This window comes from Comamonas antarctica, from assembly GCF_013363755.1.
GTDB classification, from domain to species: domain Bacteria; phylum Pseudomonadota; class Gammaproteobacteria; order Burkholderiales; family Burkholderiaceae_C; genus Comamonas; species Comamonas antarctica.
In genome coordinates this window covers 3,027,828-3,043,573 of sequence record NZ_CP054840.1, presented here as the reverse complement: position 1 = coordinate 3,043,573, position 15,746 = coordinate 3,027,828, and the positions used below count along the sequence as shown (strand labels likewise).

Here is a 15,746-nt window from a genome sequence, read left to right as displayed (position 1 = left end):
CGGCTGTCCGTTGGGGCAGCCGGCCTTTTTTGTTGAATCAAAAGCAGTGGGGAGCTGAGCCCCCCAGGCGACCCACACGCAGTGGGGGAGCGTGGGGGCCTCAATTCTCTGTTTCGAGTTCGTCGGCCCAGGCCAGCGCCTGCAGGTGGGCCCAGTTGACCTGGTGATTGGTCAGGTGCAGCGCATTGGCGCTGCGTGCAAACGCCGCGTCGTCGCCGCTCTCGCAGGCCTTGGTGAGTTCGAGAAACGGTGCGAACACGCCCGTGCCATGCAGCAGCGCATCGATCACGGGCTGGGGCAGGGCCACCGATTCCAGCGCCTTGTCGAGCGGCACGCCCAGCATCACGTCCAGCAGCGAGAAGACGCCCACCACGAACGCGTTGTCGGCCTCCTCGGGCGGCAGCAATTCGGCGGCCAGAAGTTCCATCAGGCGGCCGCGCACGACGGCGGTCTGGCCCACGGCCGGCGGTGAACCGCCGGTGCGCGAGGTGGTCATCAGCAGCGCGGCCCAGCGGAACAGCTTCTTCAGCCCCAGGATCATCACCGCGTGGCGGAACGAGGTGACCTCGCACGACAGCCCGAAGCCCGAGGAGTTGATGAAGCGCAGCAGGTTGAAGGACAGCGTCGGGTCCTTCTTCAACAGGTCTTCGATCTCGGCGGTGCTGCCCTGTTTGCGCACCAGGTTGATGAGCTGCAGGATGGTGGCCTGAGAGGGCCGGATGGTCTGGGCGTGCACCAGGTCGGGCTGGGCAAACCAGTAGCCCTGGAAATACTGCACGCCCAATGCGCGCATGTGCTCGAACTGTTCGGCGGTCTCGACCTTTTCCGCCACCAGTTGGGCATTGGTATGGGTGCGCGCGAATTTCACCAGCGCGCCCGCGTCCTTGAGCGCAAACGTATGCAGGTCGAGCTTGATGAACGACGCCATCGGCAGCCAGCTGGCATAGGCGCGGCGCAGCAGATGCTGGTTGAAGGCCAGCCGGAACCCGCGTTCGCGCAGCCCGTGGAAGACGGTGAGCCGGGCTTCGATCTCGGCCTGGGTGGCGCCGTCTTCGAGCGTGGGCACTTCCAGCACGACCTTGTCGGGATGGATCAGTTCGAGGTGGCCGCCGGCGAGGCTTTCCTGCGTGCAGTTGACGAACACCGTCTTTTGCCCGACCAGCGCCTCGGCGCCCGCATACGACAGCGCGTTGAACAGCAGCGCCGCGTCGCTGGCGGCGGTATGCGCGTCCCGGGCGGTGGAGCGGTCGAACAGTTCGTAGCCGAACACCTCGCGCTTTTCATTCACGATGGCTTGCCGTGCAATGACGGCCAGGGTGTCGTCATCGACGCCCTGGGGCAAGGTGGAGGCAGCGGGGGCGCCGGAGGCGGTAAGACTCATTGGAAGATTATGGAGTGAAGTGGGGGCGTAGGGTCAAAGCGGATCGGTCAGATGGTCGGTCCAGGCCAGCGCCTGCAGGTGCGCGCCGTTGATCTGGGTACTGCTCAATGCCAGGCTGCGCGCGGCCTGGTCGAAGGCCGCGTCGTCGCTGGACTCGCAGGCCTTGGCCAGTGTCAGCAGCAGGGCCAGCGGGCCTTCGCCCTGGAGCAGCGCGGCCGACACGGGCTCGGGCACGCTGATCAACGCCAGTGCGGAGGCCAGTGGCAGCGGCAGCATCGCGTCGAGCAGCGAGAACAGGCCGGTCACGAAGGCCTGGTCGGCCTGCTCCGCACCCATGCCGGCTTCGAGCGCGAGCAGTTCCATGAGCCGTCCACGCACCACCGCCGTCTGGCAGACGGCAGGCGGCGCGCCGCCATCGCGCGTGGCCGTGAACAGCAGCGCGGCCCAGCGAAACAGCTTGCGCAACCCGAGGATCATCACCGCCTCGCGGAACGAGCTGACCTCGCGGCGCAGCCCGAAGCCCGCCGAGTTGATCATGCGCATCAGGTTGAAGGCCAGGCCCGCGTCCTTCTTCAGCACCTCCTCGATGGCCTCGGTGCTGGCCTGCTGGCGCAGCAGGTTGATGAGTTCGATGATGTGGGCCTGCGCCGGCGGCAGCAACTGGGTGTGGACTTCGGACGGGCGCGCAAACAGATAGCCCTGGAACAGCTGCACGCCGTGGCGGATCGCCGTTTCATAGTGCTGCCGGGTTTCGACCTTCTCCGCGATCAGCTGGGCCTGGGTATGGCGCCGGGCGTACTGCACCAGCACCGCGAGCTGGTCGAGCGGCAGCGCCGACAGGTCGAGCTTGATGTAGTCGGCGAGCTGCAGCCAGGGCGCGTAGGCCGAGTCGAGCACGCTGTGGTCGAACGCCAGGCGAAAGCCCTGGGCCCGCAGCTGCGCCAGGATAGGCAGGCGCGCCGCGACCTCCTCCTGCGCGGCATGGCCGAGCGGCGGAATCTCCAGCACCATCTGCGCCGGGTTCAGCAGGTCCAGATGGCCGCCGGCCAGGCTCTCATGGGTGCAGTTCACGAACAGCAGCTTGGTGCCGACGATATCCTCGGTGCCCACATGCGACAGCGCGGTGAACACCAGCAGCACGTCGGAAGCCGCGGTATGCAGCGCGGACGTGCGCGAGCGGTTGAACAGCTCGTAGCCCACCACCTGCTGCAGGTGGTTGACGATGGACTGCCGGGCAATCAACGGCGCGGCAGAAGCGGGGGCGGTCGACGGTGGGATCATGAATCGCAATCTAACAAGGCCAGCGCGGGCCGTTGCCCGTGCGCGTTGATTGTAGGAACAAGTGCCCCGCCTGTACGCATTGGTGGCCGAACCGTCAGGTTTGTTCCAGCCAGCGCAACTCGTTCTCGCTGAAGCCCGCGGCGCGCCGGGCCGCGGTGTTGAAGGGCGGGCGCAGGCGCGGCGCCGCATACCGGTGCATAAGCTCGACAAAGTGGCTTTCCGGATCGAGCCCGTCGCGCGCGCAGAGCCAGCGGTACCAGTGGTTGCCTATGGCCACATGGCCGACTTCCTCGCGCAGGATCACGTCGAGAATGGCGACCGCGGCCAGCGCATCGTCGGTGCCGACCTGGCGCAGCTTGGCCTGGATCTGCGGCGTGGCGTCCAGCCCGCGCGCCTCCATGGTGCGCGGCACCAGGGCCATGCGGGCGACGATGTCGTCCTTGGTCTTCTCGCACATCGTCCACTGGCCCTGGTGCGCGGGAAAGTCGCCGTAGTCATGGCCGTGGCTTTGCAAATGCGCGCGCAGCAGGTTGAAATGCTTGGCCTCCTCGGCCGCGACGCGCAGCCAGTCGCGGTAGAAGTCCTCGGGCATGCCGGGAAAACGCCAGATCGCGTCGAGCGCCAGGTTGATGGCGTTGTATTCGATATGCGCGATCGCATGCATCAGCACCGCGCGCCCCAGCGGCGTGGCCGGCGAGCGCCGCGCCATTTCGGTGTGCACGCGCAATTCGGGGCGCTCGGGGTGGCCAGGCAGTACCGTGCCCGGCGCGGGCGCGAGTTCCACATCCGGGTCTATTGAAAAATCCTGCTGCGCATGCATATGCAGCGTCTGGCGGGCTTTGTGCTCGGGGTCGGCAAGGCATAAGGCCTCAAGGGCGCGGTGACGTAACTCCATCCCTACAATTCTAGTTTTCACAGAACAAACGGAGACAAACCCGATGGCGATCTATGAACTCGACGGCCGTGCGCCGCAAATGGCCGATTCCGCCTGGGTGGCCGACAGCGCCCAGGTGATCGGCGATGTGACGCTGGCCGAGGACGTGAGCATCTGGTTTGGCAGCGTGCTGCGCGGCGATACCTCCAACCTGCGGATCGGCGCGGGCACCAACATCCAGGACGGCAGCGTGCTGCACGCCGATCCGGGCAAGCCACTGGTCGTGGGCGAGCGCGTCACGGTGGGCCACCAGGTCATGCTGCACGGCTGCACCATCGGCGACGAGTCGCTGATCGGCATTGGCGCGGTGGTGCTCAATGGCGCGAAGATCGGCCGCAACTGCCTGGTCGGCGCGGGCGCGCTGGTCACCGAAGGCAAGGAATTTCCCGACGGCTCGATGATCATCGGCAGCCCCGCGAAGGCGGTGCGCGAACTGAGCCCCGAACAGATTGAAGGGCTGCGCCAGAGTGCGCAGCATTACATTGACAATGCGCGCCGCTACAAGGGCGGCTTGCGCAAGCTCGGCTGACAACCGGGCCTTTTTTCAGGAACTCCTGCGTGTCTGAACTCCACAAATTCCTTTTCGATGGCCTGCCGGTGCGCGGCATGATCGTGCGCCTGACCGACGCCTGGACCGAAATCCTCGCGCGCCGCGCGAGCAACAGCGAAACCGGCGCCTATGCGCCGCCGGTGCAGGCGCTGCTCGGCGAGATGGCGGCGGCCGGCGTGCTGATGCAGTCGAACATCAAGTTCAATGGCGCGCTGGTCATGCAGGTGTTCGGCGACGGCCCGGTCAAGCTGGCCGTGACCGAAGTCCAGCCCGACCTGAGCCTGCGCGCCACGGCCACCGTGCGCAGCGAGCAGCCGGTGGGCGACAACGCCAACCTCGCCGACCTGCTCAATGTCGCGGGTGGCGGGCGCTGCGCGATCACGCTCGACCCCAAGGACCGCCAGCCCGGCCAGCAGCCCTACCAGGGCGTGGTGCCGCTCGAAGATGCGCAGGGCCGGCGCTTCGAGCGCCTGTCCGATGCGCTGCAGTTCTACATGCTGCAGTCCGAGCAGCTCGACACCGTGCTGGTGCTGGCCGCCAACGACCAGGTGGCCGCGGGCCTGCTGGTGCAGCGCATGCCGGTCAAGGGCGAAGCCAACCTGGCCGCGGCGACGGAGAGCGCCGAAGCGGGCCATGACCAGATCGGCCTGAACGAGGAGTACAACCGCATTGCCACGCTGGCATCGAGCCTGACGCGCGAGGAGTTGCTGACGCTGGACGTCGACACCATCCTGCGCCGCCTGTTCTGGGAGGAGAAGCTGGTGCGCTTCGAACCCCAGCAACACGACACCGCGCCGCGCTTTGCCTGCAGCTGCAGCCGCGAACGCGTGGCCGGCATGCTGCGCACGCTGGGACTCGACGAGATCGAGGGCATCGTGCAGGAGCAGGGCCAGATCGAGGTCGGCTGCGAATTCTGCGGCCAGCAGTACCGTTTCGATCCCATCGATGCGGCGCAGTTGTTCACCGAAGCCGGCAAGCAGCCGCCGAGTTCGGCGGCGGTGCAGTAAGGCAAAAACCTGGCGCCTTTGCCACCGTTCATCCTGAGCCCGTCGAAGGATGAACGGCCTGCGCGCCAGTGAAAGACAGCGGGACCGCCAAGGCTCCCGTCACCGGGCCTCAGCGACCTAAAGCGCTGAACAGCCGTCTTTCGCAATCCGGATCGCTGCACTGCTCGCACATCGGCCGCAGCCGCTGGCTCGCCGCACTCGCGCGGTGCAGGGCCGTGGCTTCGCAGGGAGCGACGGCGTCAATCGCCTGCAGCGCCTGCGCCAGCCGCTGCTGCGGCGTCATGCCATAGACCATGCGAAACACCAGGCCGGCGCGCGCGAGCTGCGCGCGCAGCGCCGCATCCTCGGCTTGCTGCCAATGCTGCTCCGGCGCCGGACATTCCAGGTCCAGCCCGCACAGCAGCCAGCAGTGCCGGCCTGACACGGGCAGCGCGCGCGGCGGTGCCGCATCCAGCCATTCGGGGCTGGCATTCAGGACGGTGTAGCGGGGCAGGCTGTGCGCCAGGTCGGCGCAGAGCGCTTCGGCGCCGCTGTGGCGCGCGCCGAGCACATGCACCACGGCGGCAAGCGGATCGGGCGCCATGGGATGCGGGTCAGCGGTGCATGACCTGCACGAAGATCTCGTTGGGCTTGAGCATGCCCAGTTCGCTGCGGGCCTTGGCCTCGACCATTTCCAGGCCGTTCTTCAGGTCGTTGACCTCGACCTGCAGCCGCTCGTTCTCATGCCGCACCAGTGCATTGGCGGCATTCTGTTCGGCAATCTGCGCATGCAGCTCCTGCACGTAGGCAACGCTGCCGTGGCCCAGCCACAGCTGCGCATGCACGGCAGCAAGAAGCACCAGCAGAACCAGCGGGACGATGCGATTGACCATGGGCGGTTATCGGAAGCGTTGCATGGGCCGCGCCCGGGATGGACCCGGGCGCGGCCAGGCGGCTCAGCGCAGGTTGTAGAACGCTTCGCGGCCCGGGTAGAAGGCGATCTCGCCCAGGTCTTCCTCGATGCGCAGCAGCTGGTTGTACTTGGCCATGCGGTCCGAGCGCGACAGCGAGCCGGTCTTGATCTGGCCGGCGTTGGTGCCGACGGAGATGTCGGCAATGGTCGAGTCCTCGGTCTCGCCCGAACGGTGCGAGATCACGGCGGTGTAGCCGGCGCGCTTGGCCATCTCGATGGCGGCAAAGGTTTCGGTCAGCGTGCCGATCTGGTTGATCTTGATCAGGATGGAATTGGCGATCTTCTTGTCGATGCCTTCCTTGAGGATCTTGGTGTTGGTCACGAACAGGTCGTCGCCAACCAGCTGCACCTTCGACGCCAGACGCTCGGTCAGGATCTTCCAGCCATCCCAGTCGCCTTCGGCCATGCCGTCTTCGATGGAGATGATCGGGTACTTGTCGCACCAGCCGGCCAGCATGTCGGTCCACTGCGTGGCGGTGAGCGTCATGTTGCCTTCGCCCGCCAGCACATACATGCCGTCCTTGTAGAACTCGCTGGCAGCGCAGTCCAGGCCCAGAGCGATCTGTTCGCCGGCCTTGTAGCCTGCGGCTTCGATGGCGTCGAGGATCAGCTGGATCGCGGCCTCGTGGTTTTCCACGGAAGGCGCGAAACCGCCTTCGTCGCCCACGGCCGTGCTCATGCCCTTGTCATGGATGATCTTCTTCAGTGCATGGAACACTTCGGCGCCCCAGCGCACGGCTTCGCGGAAGCTCGGTGCGCCCACGGGGATGATCATCAGCTCTTGCAGGTCGAGCGAGTTGTTGGCGTGCGCGCCGCCGTTGATGACGTTCATCATCGGCACCGGCAGCTGCATGCCGCCCATGCCGCCGAGGTAGCGGTACAGCGGCAGGCCGGCTTCTTCGGCGGCGGCGCGGGCCACGGCCATCGACACGGCCAGCATGGCGTTGGCGCCCAGGCGGCCCTTGTTGTCGGTGCCATCGAGGTCGATCAGGGTCTTGTCCAGGAAGGCCTGTTCCGACGCGTCGAGGCCCAGCACGGCTTCGGAGATCTCGGTGTTGATGTGCTCGACGGCCTTGAGCACGCCCTTGCCCAGGTAGCGGCTCTTGTCGCCGTCGCGCAGCTCGATGGCTTCGCGCGAACCCGTGGACGCGCCCGACGGCACGGCCGCGCGGCCCATCACACCCGACTCCAGCAGCACGTCGCATTCGACGGTGGGGTTGCCGCGGCTGTCCAGCACTTCGCGGCCAACGATATCAACAATCGCACTCATGATTTTCCTTAGGGAGTTTTGAATCTGGTGGGCCCGTACGCAGGCGGGCCGGGATGCTTCAGGCGTTCAGACGCCCTCGACGCAAACCATGCGCATGATGGCGGCACCGGCGCGCGCTTCGCGCGCCGTTAGATATTCGGGCGAATCATAGAACGCCTGCGCGGCCTCGAAGCTCGCGAACTTCAGCACGACGACGCGGCCCGGGTTCCAGTCGCCTTCGAGCATCTTGACCTCGCCGCCGCGCACGCAGACCTCGGCGCCATGCGCCTGCATGGCCTGGGTGCTCCACTTGCGGTAATCGGCGTATTGTTCGGGGTTCGTGACATCGACCGATGCAATGATGTAGCCGCTGGCCATGTTCAGGCTCCGAACTGGTTTTCGAGGAAGCCGTTGCGCTTGGTCACGTCATCGAGCGCGACCAGCGTCTCCAGCAGCGCGCGCATGTGCTTGAGCGGCACGGCGTTCGGGCCGTCGGACAGCGCGTTGCACGGATCGGGGTGGGTCTCCATGAACAGGCCCGCCACGCCCACGGCCACGGCCGCGCGCGACAGCACCGGCACCATCTCGCGCATGCCGCCGCTGGTCTCGCCGTTGCCGCCGGGCAGCTGCACGCTGTGCGTGGCGTCGAACACCACGGGTGCATTGGTCTCGCGCATGATGGCCAGCGAGCGCATGTCGCTGACCAGGTTGTTGTAGCCGAAGCTCGCGCCGCGCTCGCAGGCGGTGAACGAGTCCTCGGGCAGGCCGGCTTCCCTGGCCGCGGCACGGGCCTTGTCGATGACATGCTTCATGTCATGCGGCGCGAGGAACTGGCCCTTCTTGATGTTGACCGGCTTGCCCGACTGGGCCACCGCGCGGATGAAATCCGTCTGGCGGCACAGGAAGGCCGGCGTCTGCAGCATGTCGACGATGCTGGCCACATAGGGCACTTCCTCGACGGTGTGCACATCGGTCAGGATCGGAACGTTGAGTTCCTTCCTTACCTTGGCGAGGATCTCCAGGCCTTTTTCCATGCCCGGGCCGCGAAAGCTCGCGCCCGAGGAACGGTTGGCCTTGTCGAAGCTGCTCTTGAAGATGAAGTTGATGCCCAGATCGGAGGTGATCTCCTTGAGCTGGCCGGCCACGTCCATCTGCAGCTGTTCGGACTCGACCACGCAGGGTCCGGCAATGAGGAAGAAGCGTTGGTCCAGGCCGATGTCGAAGCCGCAGAGTTTCATGGGAGTTTCCTTTTGTCGGGACGGTCAGGCCTTGGCGCTGCGCTGCTGCTGGTGCTCGAGCGCGGCCTTGATGAAGGCATTGAACAGCGGGTGGCCGTTCCACGGAGTCGACTTGAACTCGGGGTGGAACTGCACGCCGATGTACCAGGGGTGAACGGCCTTGGGCAGCTCGACGATCTCGGTCAGGTTCTCGCGCTGGGTCAGCGCCGAGATCACCAGGCCGGCCTTGCGCAGCTGGTCGAGGTAGTTGACGTTGGCTTCGTAGCGGTGGCGGTGGCGCTCGGTCACGACCGGGCCGTAGATGCTGAACGCCAGCGTATCGGCCTGCACGTCGGAGCTCTGCGCGCCCAGGCGCATGGTGCCGCCCAGGTCGGAGTTCTCGTCGCGCTTCTTGATCGTGCCGTCCTCATCCTTCCACTCGTTGATCAGTGCGATCACCGGGTTGGGCGTGCTGGGGTCGAACTCGGTCGAGTTGGCCTTGTCGAGGCCGGCGACATGGCGCGCGTACTCGATGGTGGCGACCTGCATGCCCAGGCAGATGCCCAGGTAGGGCACCTTGTTTTCACGCGCATAGCGCGCGGTGCAGATCTTGCCTTCGACGCCGCGCGATCCAAAGCCGCCGGGCACCAGGATGGCGTCGTATTGCGCCAGCTTCTCGGCCGCATGGCCCTCGATGGTCTCGGAGTCGAGGTGGTCGATCTTGACGCGCACATGGTTGCGCATGCCGGCGTGGCGCAGGGCCTCGTTGACCGACTTGTAGCTGTCCGACAGGTCGACATACTTGCCGACCATGGCGATCTTGACCTCGCCCTGGGGATGCTCGGTCTCATAGACCAGGTTGTCCCAGCGCTTGAGGCTGGTGGGCGGCGTGTTCAGGCGCAGCTTGTCGCAGACCAGGCCGTCCAGGCCCTGCTCGTGCAGCATGCGCGGCACCTTGTAGATGGTGTCCACATCCCACATCGAGATCACGCCCCACTCGGGCACGTTGGTGAACAGCGAGATCTTCTCGCGTTCCTCGGCCGGCACGGGGTGCTGGGCGCGGCACAGCAGCGCGTCGGGCTGGATGCCGATCTCGCGCAGCTTCTGCACGGTGTGCTGGGTGGGCTTGGTCTTGAGCTCGCCGGCCGTGGCGATCCAGGGCAGGTAGGTCAAATGCACGAAGGCCGAGTTGTTCGGGCCGAGCTTGAGGCTCAGCTGGCGCACGGCTTCGAGGAAGGGCAGGGATTCGATGTCGCCCACGGTGCCGCCGATCTCGCAGATCGCCACGTCCACCGCATCCGGCGTGCCGATGCCGGCGCCGCGCCTGATGTAGTCCTGGATTTCGTTGGTGACGTGCGGGATGACCTGCACCGTCTTGCCGAGGTAGTCGCCGCGGCGTTCCTTCTCGAGCACGCTCTGGTAGATGCGGCCGGTCGTGAAGTTGTTGGTCTTTTTCATGCGCGTTTCAATGAAACGCTCGTAATGACCCAGGTCCAGATCGGTTTCGGCGCCGTCGTCCGTCACGAACACTTCACCATGCTGGAACGGCGACATGGTGCCCGGATCCACGTTGATGTAGGGATCGAGCTTGATCAGAGTGACTTTGAGGCCGCGCGATTCGAGGATCGCAGCAAGGGAGGCGGAGGCGATTCCCTTGCCCAGGGAAGACACCACACCGCCGGTGACGAAGACAAATTTGGTCATGTCTTTATGGAAGTTCTGCACAAATCGAGCGGCAAGTGGGCACTGCGGATCAGGATGGACTGCTAGGCGCAAACCGCAGCAATAGCCCAGCTATCGCGAGGATTTGCAACGCCGCAGGCCGCCTGAGACCGCAGATGCCCACGGCGCGATGATTTGCGCAGAGCTTCCTTATAGGTGTTGGTAAAGAAGGATTATAGATGCGTGCCCATTTCGTCTGTCGGAGCTGACGCCGATATACCCTGCCAAGCTTGGCCTTGTCTGCTAAATTCGCCGTATGAAAGAGTTCGCAGGCAAACATCTGGTTCTGGGCCTCAGTGGAGGCGTGGCTTGTTACAAGTCGGCGGAGCTGTGCCGGCTGCTGATCAAGGCCGGCGCGACGGTGCAGGTCGTCATGACCGAGGCCGCCGAGCAGTTCATCACGCCCGTGACCATGCAGGCATTGTCGGGCCGCACGGTCTATGGCTCGCAGTGGGATGCGCGCGAGCATAACAACATGCCGCACATCAACCTCAGCCGCGAGGCCGATGCGATCCTGATCGCGCCGTGCAGCGCCGATTTCGCGGCGCGGCTCGCGCAGGGGCGGTCCGATGAGCTGCTGAGCCTGCTGTGCCTGGCGCGGCCGATCGAGCGCGTGCCGCTGCTGCTGGCGCCGGCCATGAACCGCGAGATGTGGGTGCATCCCGCGACCCAGCGCAATTTCGCCCAGGTGGTGCGCGATGGCGCGACCGTGCTGGGCGTGGGCACGGGCGAGCAGGCCTGCGGCGAGACCGGCGACGGCCGCATGCTCGAGCCGGCCGAGCTGATGCAGGAGCTGAGCGCCTTCTTCACGGCCAAGCAGCTCGCGGGCCAGCATCTGCTGATCACCGCCGGGCCGACCTTCGAGGCCATCGACCCGGTGCGCGGCATCACCAACCGCTCCAGCGGCAAGATGGGCTTTGCGATTGCGCGCGCGGCGCGCGAGGCCGGCGCCGAAGTCACGCTGGTCGCGGGCCCGGTGTCGCTGCCCACGCCGCGCGGCGTGCGCCGCATCGACGTGCAGTCGGCCGAGCAGATGCTGCGCGCCGTCGAGCAATCGGCCGATGCCGCGAGCATCTTCATCGCCACCGCTGCCGTGGCCGACTGGCGACCGGCGCTGGCCTCGGAGCAGAAGATCAAGAAGGACGGCTCGGGCGAGGTGCCCACGCTGGCCTTCGTCGAGAACACCGATATCCTGGCGCGCATCGCGCAGTCGCCGCGCGCGCGTGCCGGCCAGCTGTACTGCGTCGGATTTGCCGCCGAAAGCCATGATCTGCTGGCGCACGCGACGGCCAAGCGGCTGCGCAAGCAGGTGCCGCTGCTGGTCGGCAACATCGGCCCGGCCACGTTCGGCCAGGACGACAACGCGCTGCTGCTGGTCGATGCCGAGGGCCACCGCGAACTGCCGCAGGCCTCCAAGCGCGTGCTGGCGCAGCAACTGGTGGCCGAGATCGCGCAGCGCCTGCATCGCCCCGCCGCCATGATTTCGCAGGTGCTCACATGAGCGCTTGGACAGACGCACTGCGCGGGCGCAACGCCACGCATTTTGGCCGCCATGCGCTGGGACGGGCCAGCGAGGTCGGCTATGACGGCCCGGCCGATGGCGACTTCGCGCGCTATGTCGACCAATTGATGGCCGACGCCGAAGCGCAGCAACTGGCACAGGCGCGGACACCGCAGGGGCAGGCCGCGCGCGCAACGCGCAATGCGCCGCGCCCGCCCGGCACGCGCGCGCCGGCGCAGTCCGGCGACACGCGCCGCAGCCAGGCACAGATCGCACACCCACCGGCGGCCGGCCGTCCGCGGCTGCAGTCCGCGGCATGGAAGCTGGCGCCGGCCGCGATGTGGATCGTGGTGTTTGTCGCCATCATGTTCTTTGGCGCCGCGGCCTCGTGGCTGATCGGGCTGGCCTTCCTCGGCAACATCCTGTTCAAGCTCGTGGCCAAGGCGCAGGCGCGCAGCAAAAGCTGAAGCCGCGCGGCGGGGCCGGCAATTTCGGCGATGATGGCGGCCGCTGCGCGGCTGCGGGCTCTGCGGCCGGCGCGTACCTTTCCAATTCCTCACTGGCCCGAAGCGGCCCGGCATGCGTCCGGGCCGGGGCAAATTCCATGAATGTCGACCTGAAGATCCTCGACGCGCGCCTGCGCGACAACATGCCTGCCTATGCCACGCCCGGCAGCGCCGGCCTCGACCTGCGTGCCTGCCTCGACGCGCCGCTGACGCTCGCGCCCGGCGAATGGCAGCTCGTGCCCACGGGCATGGCCATCCACCTCGAAGACCCGGGCTATGCCGCGATGATCCTGCCGCGCTCGGGCCTGGGCCACAAGCATGGCATCGTGCTCGGCAACCTGGTCGGGCTGATCGACAGCGACTACCAGGGCCAGCTGATGGTCAGCGCCTGGAACCGCTCGCCCACGGCCTTCACGCTGCAGCCCATGGACCGTCTCGCGCAGCTGGTGATCGTGCCCGTGGTGCAGCCGAGCTTCCGCATCGTGGACGAGTTCGGCGCGGTCTCGGAGCGCGGCGAAGGCGGCTATGGTTCGACCGGCAAGGCCTGAAACCGTATCCGAAAGCACTTTCTGTTAGCAAGTGTCAAACCTGTCGGCATTGGATGCCGGCCTACCGTTATAGGTTGACAGGCTGGTCAAAATGGACTGGTCCATGCCGAGGACGGGTATCCATCGATTCCAGGTCGCATCGGCATGCCCTAACAGGAGGTTTGCATGAAGAACATTCAACGTTGGAGCCGCGTCGCAGGTGCCGGTGTCATTGTCGCTGCGCTGACGGCGTGTGCGGGCTATCCGCAAGGCGGCGGCTACAACCAGCCCAGCTACCCCGTGGCTTCGCAGCCCACCTATCCGGCCCAGACCTACCCCGGCCAGACCTATCCGTCGGCCGGTTATCCGCAAAGCTATCCGGTTCAGGTGCAGCAAGGCCGCATTGTGAACATTGAAACCGTGCGCGTACAGGATTCGAGCGGAGTGGGCGCCGGTGGCGCCATCGTCGGCGGCGTGCTCGGCGGCCTGGTCGGCCACCAGATCGGCGGCGGCTCGGGCCGTACGCTGGCCACCGCAGCCGGTGTCGTGGGCGGCGCGCTGGCCGGCAATGCCGTGCAGAACCATGCCGGTGGCGGCAGCGTGCGCGACATCTACCGCGTGACGGTGGAAATGCGCGACGGCAGCCTGCGCGCGTTCGACTATCCCAACCCGCCGCAGCTGAACATCGGCGACCGCGTGCGTGTCGAAGGCGATCAGCTGGTGCGCTGACCGGGAGAATGAAAAAAGGGGGCTGCGGCCCCCTTTTTTGTTTCAGTGCACGGTGTCGTTGCCCGGCACCTGCGGCTGGATACGGAAGAAGCCCGTGCCCGCGCTGCCGCGGCCGATCTCCTCTTCGGTGGCTTCGCGCACGCCTTCGACCTTGAGGTGCAGGCGCAGCGCGATGCCGGCCAGCGGGTGGTTGCCGTCGAGCACCACATGCTCGGGGTAGATGTCCGTGACGGTGTACAGCGCGTCCTTGGGCGCCTCGGGGTTGGTGCCCTCGGGCAGCACATGGCCTTCGAAGGTCATGCCTTCCTCGGTCTCGGCAGGGAACAGCGTGCGCGGCTCGAGAAAGATCAGCTTCTCGTTGTAGTCGCCAAACGCGTCCTCGGGTTCGAGATGCAGGTCCAGCGTCGCGCCCGGGCTGTGGCCCTGCAGCGCGCGTTCGATCGCCGGCAGCAGGTCATCGCCGCCGACCAGGAAATCGACCGGCTCCTCGAGCACATCCAGTTCCTCGCCCAGCGTGTCCTTGAGGGTCCAGGTCAGAGCGACCACGCATTGTTCCTTGATTTCCATGGTTTGCAGCCTTTTGAATGGGAAAAGGCCCCCGCAGGGCAGGGGCCGGTATGCCAGGGATTTTCCCATGCCTGTCAAGGCCGCCCGGCTGCGCCGGGCTTTGGCGGCGTGCCGCCCGCCTCAGAAGGGGTAATGGCGCGGCGTGGTCTGCATGGTGATCCAGCGCGTATCGGTGAACGCATCGATGCCCGCCTGGCCGCCGAAGTGGCCATAGCCCGAGCTTTTCACGCCGCCAAACGGCATTTGCGCTTCGTCATGCACCGTGGGGCCGTTGATGTGGCAGATGCCCGACTCGATGCGCGCCGCGACCTGCCAGGCGCGCGCCGTGTCGCGGCCGTAGACGGCCGAGGCCAGGCCGAATTCATTGTCGTTGGCCACCGCGATCGCCTGCTCGATGCCGTCCACGCGCACGATGGCCTTCACCGGCGCAAAGGTCTCCTCGTAGAAGATCTCCATGTCCGACGTCACATGGTCCAGCAGCGTCGCGGGCATCAGCGTGCTGTCGGCCTTGCCGCCGCACAGCAGCCTGGCGCCCTTGGCGACGGCGTCGTCGATCAGCGCATTGACGCGTTCGACCGTGGTCTGGTCGACGACCGAGCCCAGCACCACCGGACCCTGGCGCGGGTCGCCCAGCGGCAGCGAGGTGGCGCGCGCCACGAGCTTGGCGATGAACGCGTCGGCGACCTGGTTGTCGACGATGATGCGCTCGGTCGACATGCAGATCTGGCCCGAGTTGGCAAACGCGCCAAAGGTCGCGCCGGCCACGGCGGCGTCGATGTCGGCGTCGTCGAGCACCAGGAACGGCGCCTTGCCGCCGAGCTCGAGAATCGCCGGCTTGAGGTACTTGGCCGCGGTCTGGCCGATGATGCGGCCGACGCGTGTCGAGCCCGTGAAGTTGACGCGGCGCACGGCCGGGTGGGCGATCATCGCTTCGACCACCGCACCCGCATCGGCGGGGGCGTTGGTGACGAAGTTCACCACGCCCGGCGGCAGGCCGCCTTCCTGCAGCGCCTCGATGATCAGGCCATGGGTCGCGGGGCACAGCTCCGAGCCCTTGAGCACCACGGTGTTGCCGCAGGCCAGCGGCGTGGCAATCGCGCGCACCGCCAGGATGATGGGCGCATTCCAGGGCGCGATGCCCACGACCACGCCCGCGGGCTGGCGCACGGCCATGGCCAGGCTGCCGGGCACGTTCGAGGGAATCACCTGGCCGCTGATCTGCGTGGTCAGCGACGCGGCTTCGAGAAACATGTCGGCCGCCAGGTGCACGTTGAAGCCGGCCCAGATGCCCGAGGCGCCGGTCTCGGCGGCCATGGCCGCGGCAAAGGCTTCGCCCTTGGCTTCGATCGCCGCGGAAGCCTTCATCAGCAAGGCGCGGCGCTCGCCCGGGCCCATCGCGGCCCAGGCGGGAAACGCCTTGGCCGCGGCATCGACCGCGGCGCGCGCGTCGTCGGCGGTGGCGGCGGGCGCGCGCGTGGCGACCTGGCCGTCGAGCGGATTGCGGCGCTCGAAAGTCGCGCCGCCCGTGGCGCCCGCAAACTGGCCGCCAATCAGCATTTGTTGTTCGATCATGGAACTTCCTTTGTTGAAAGAAAATAAAGTTGCAGTCATTCGTAGCGGTTG

General features: G+C 66.7%; 17 protein-coding genes. 6 read left to right on the top strand and 11 right to left on the bottom strand.

The genetic code is table 11. The annotated features are described in order from the left end of the window. Positions 1 to 100: 100 nt before the first annotated feature. The 3 genes from HUK68_RS14065 to HUK68_RS14055 form a co-directional block, all read right to left on the bottom strand. Positions 101 to 1,381, bottom strand: coding sequence for an EAL and HDOD domain-containing protein (locus tag HUK68_RS14065; RefSeq protein WP_175504735.1), 1,281 nt, complete (start codon positions 1,379 to 1,381; stop codon positions 101 to 103). A 33-nt stretch (positions 1,382 to 1,414) separates the two neighbouring features. Next, the gene (locus HUK68_RS14060) at positions 1,415 to 2,662 is read right to left on the bottom strand and encodes an EAL and HDOD domain-containing protein (protein ID WP_175504734.1); all 1,248 of its coding nucleotides are present in this window, start codon (positions 2,660 to 2,662) and stop codon (positions 1,415 to 1,417) included. A gap of 94 nt (positions 2,663 to 2,756) precedes the next feature. Continuing rightward, positions 2,757 to 3,557, bottom strand: a complete 801-nt coding sequence (locus HUK68_RS14055) for a ferritin-like domain-containing protein (RefSeq protein WP_175504733.1) — start codon at positions 3,555 to 3,557, stop codon at positions 2,757 to 2,759. Between the two features lie 43 nt (positions 3,558 to 3,600). Here HUK68_RS14055 and HUK68_RS14050 point away from each other — a divergent pair, with 43 nt between their 5' ends. Both HUK68_RS14050 and hslO read left to right on the top strand, forming a co-directional pair. After that, complete coding sequence (locus HUK68_RS14050; RefSeq protein ID WP_175504732.1) at positions 3,601 to 4,125, top strand: gamma carbonic anhydrase family protein; 525 nt, start codon at positions 3,601 to 3,603, stop codon at positions 4,123 to 4,125. 29 nt (positions 4,126 to 4,154) lie between these two features. Then, positions 4,155 to 5,153 (top strand): Hsp33 family molecular chaperone HslO, encoded by a 999-nt coding sequence (gene hslO, locus HUK68_RS14045; RefSeq protein ID WP_175504731.1) that lies wholly within the window; start codon positions 4,155 to 4,157, stop codon positions 5,151 to 5,153. 109 nt (positions 5,154 to 5,262) lie between these two features. Here hslO and HUK68_RS14040 read toward each other — a convergent pair whose 3' ends face one another. The 6 genes from HUK68_RS14040 to pyrG all read right to left on the bottom strand — a co-directional run bounded on the left by HUK68_RS14040 (position 5,263) and on the right by pyrG (position 10,275). Further along, positions 5,263 to 5,736: a hypothetical protein gene (locus HUK68_RS14040; protein WP_175504730.1), complete on the bottom strand. Its 474-nt coding sequence runs from the start codon at positions 5,734 to 5,736 to the stop codon at positions 5,263 to 5,265. Positions 5,737 to 5,746: 10 nt separating this feature from the next. Continuing rightward, positions 5,747 to 6,025: a septum formation initiator family protein gene (locus HUK68_RS14035; protein WP_175504729.1), complete on the bottom strand. Its 279-nt coding sequence runs from the start codon at positions 6,023 to 6,025 to the stop codon at positions 5,747 to 5,749. Positions 6,026 to 6,088: 63 nt separating this feature from the next. Then, positions 6,089 to 7,375: a phosphopyruvate hydratase gene (gene eno / locus HUK68_RS14030; RefSeq protein ID WP_175504728.1), complete on the bottom strand. Its 1,287-nt coding sequence runs from the start codon at positions 7,373 to 7,375 to the stop codon at positions 6,089 to 6,091. Between the two features lie 66 nt (positions 7,376 to 7,441). Beyond that, positions 7,442 to 7,732 carry a DUF1330 domain-containing protein gene (locus HUK68_RS14025; protein ID WP_175504727.1) on the bottom strand — a complete coding sequence of 97 codons (291 nt, stop codon included), beginning with the start codon at positions 7,730 to 7,732 and terminating at the stop codon, positions 7,442 to 7,444. A gap of 2 nt (positions 7,733 to 7,734) precedes the next feature. Next, positions 7,735 to 8,592 (bottom strand): 3-deoxy-8-phosphooctulonate synthase, encoded by an 858-nt coding sequence (kdsA, locus tag HUK68_RS14020; RefSeq protein WP_175504726.1) that lies wholly within the window; start codon positions 8,590 to 8,592, stop codon positions 7,735 to 7,737. 24 nt (positions 8,593 to 8,616) lie between these two features. Next, positions 8,617 to 10,275, bottom strand: a complete 1,659-nt coding sequence (pyrG, locus tag HUK68_RS14015) for a CTP synthase (protein WP_175504725.1) — start codon at positions 10,273 to 10,275, stop codon at positions 8,617 to 8,619. 274 nt (positions 10,276 to 10,549) lie between these two features. On the opposite strand from pyrG, the gene coaBC reads away from it, so the two are divergent. From coaBC to HUK68_RS13995, 4 genes are all read left to right on the top strand, one after another. Beyond that, a complete protein-coding gene (gene coaBC / locus HUK68_RS14010) occupies positions 10,550 to 11,794 on the top strand; it encodes a bifunctional phosphopantothenoylcysteine decarboxylase/phosphopantothenate--cysteine ligase CoaBC (RefSeq protein WP_175504724.1) in 1,245 nt (414 codons plus the stop codon). Further along, entirely contained in the window at positions 11,791 to 12,261 is a 471-nt protein-coding gene (locus HUK68_RS14005) for a hypothetical protein (RefSeq protein WP_175504723.1), read from the top strand. The genes coaBC and HUK68_RS14005 overlap by 4 nt, the downstream gene beginning before the upstream one ends. A gap of 137 nt (positions 12,262 to 12,398) precedes the next feature. Next, positions 12,399 to 12,848 carry a dUTP diphosphatase gene (gene dut, locus HUK68_RS14000; protein WP_175504722.1) on the top strand — a complete coding sequence of 150 codons (450 nt, stop codon included), beginning with the start codon at positions 12,399 to 12,401 and terminating at the stop codon, positions 12,846 to 12,848. A gap of 165 nt (positions 12,849 to 13,013) precedes the next feature. After that, positions 13,014 to 13,556, top strand: coding sequence for an outer membrane lipoprotein (locus HUK68_RS13995; protein ID WP_175504721.1), 543 nt, complete (start codon positions 13,014 to 13,016; stop codon positions 13,554 to 13,556). A 42-nt stretch (positions 13,557 to 13,598) separates the two neighbouring features. On the opposite strand, the gene HUK68_RS13990 is transcribed toward HUK68_RS13995, so the two are convergent. Together HUK68_RS13990 and HUK68_RS13985 are read right to left on the bottom strand one after the other, a co-directional pair. Further along, positions 13,599 to 14,123, bottom strand: coding sequence for an FKBP-type peptidyl-prolyl cis-trans isomerase (locus tag HUK68_RS13990; protein WP_175504720.1), 525 nt, complete (start codon positions 14,121 to 14,123; stop codon positions 13,599 to 13,601). 120 nt (positions 14,124 to 14,243) lie between these two features. Continuing rightward, positions 14,244 to 15,695: an aldehyde dehydrogenase gene (locus tag HUK68_RS13985; protein WP_175504719.1), complete on the bottom strand. Its 1,452-nt coding sequence runs from the start codon at positions 15,693 to 15,695 to the stop codon at positions 14,244 to 14,246. Positions 15,696 to 15,746 lie beyond the last annotated feature (51 nt).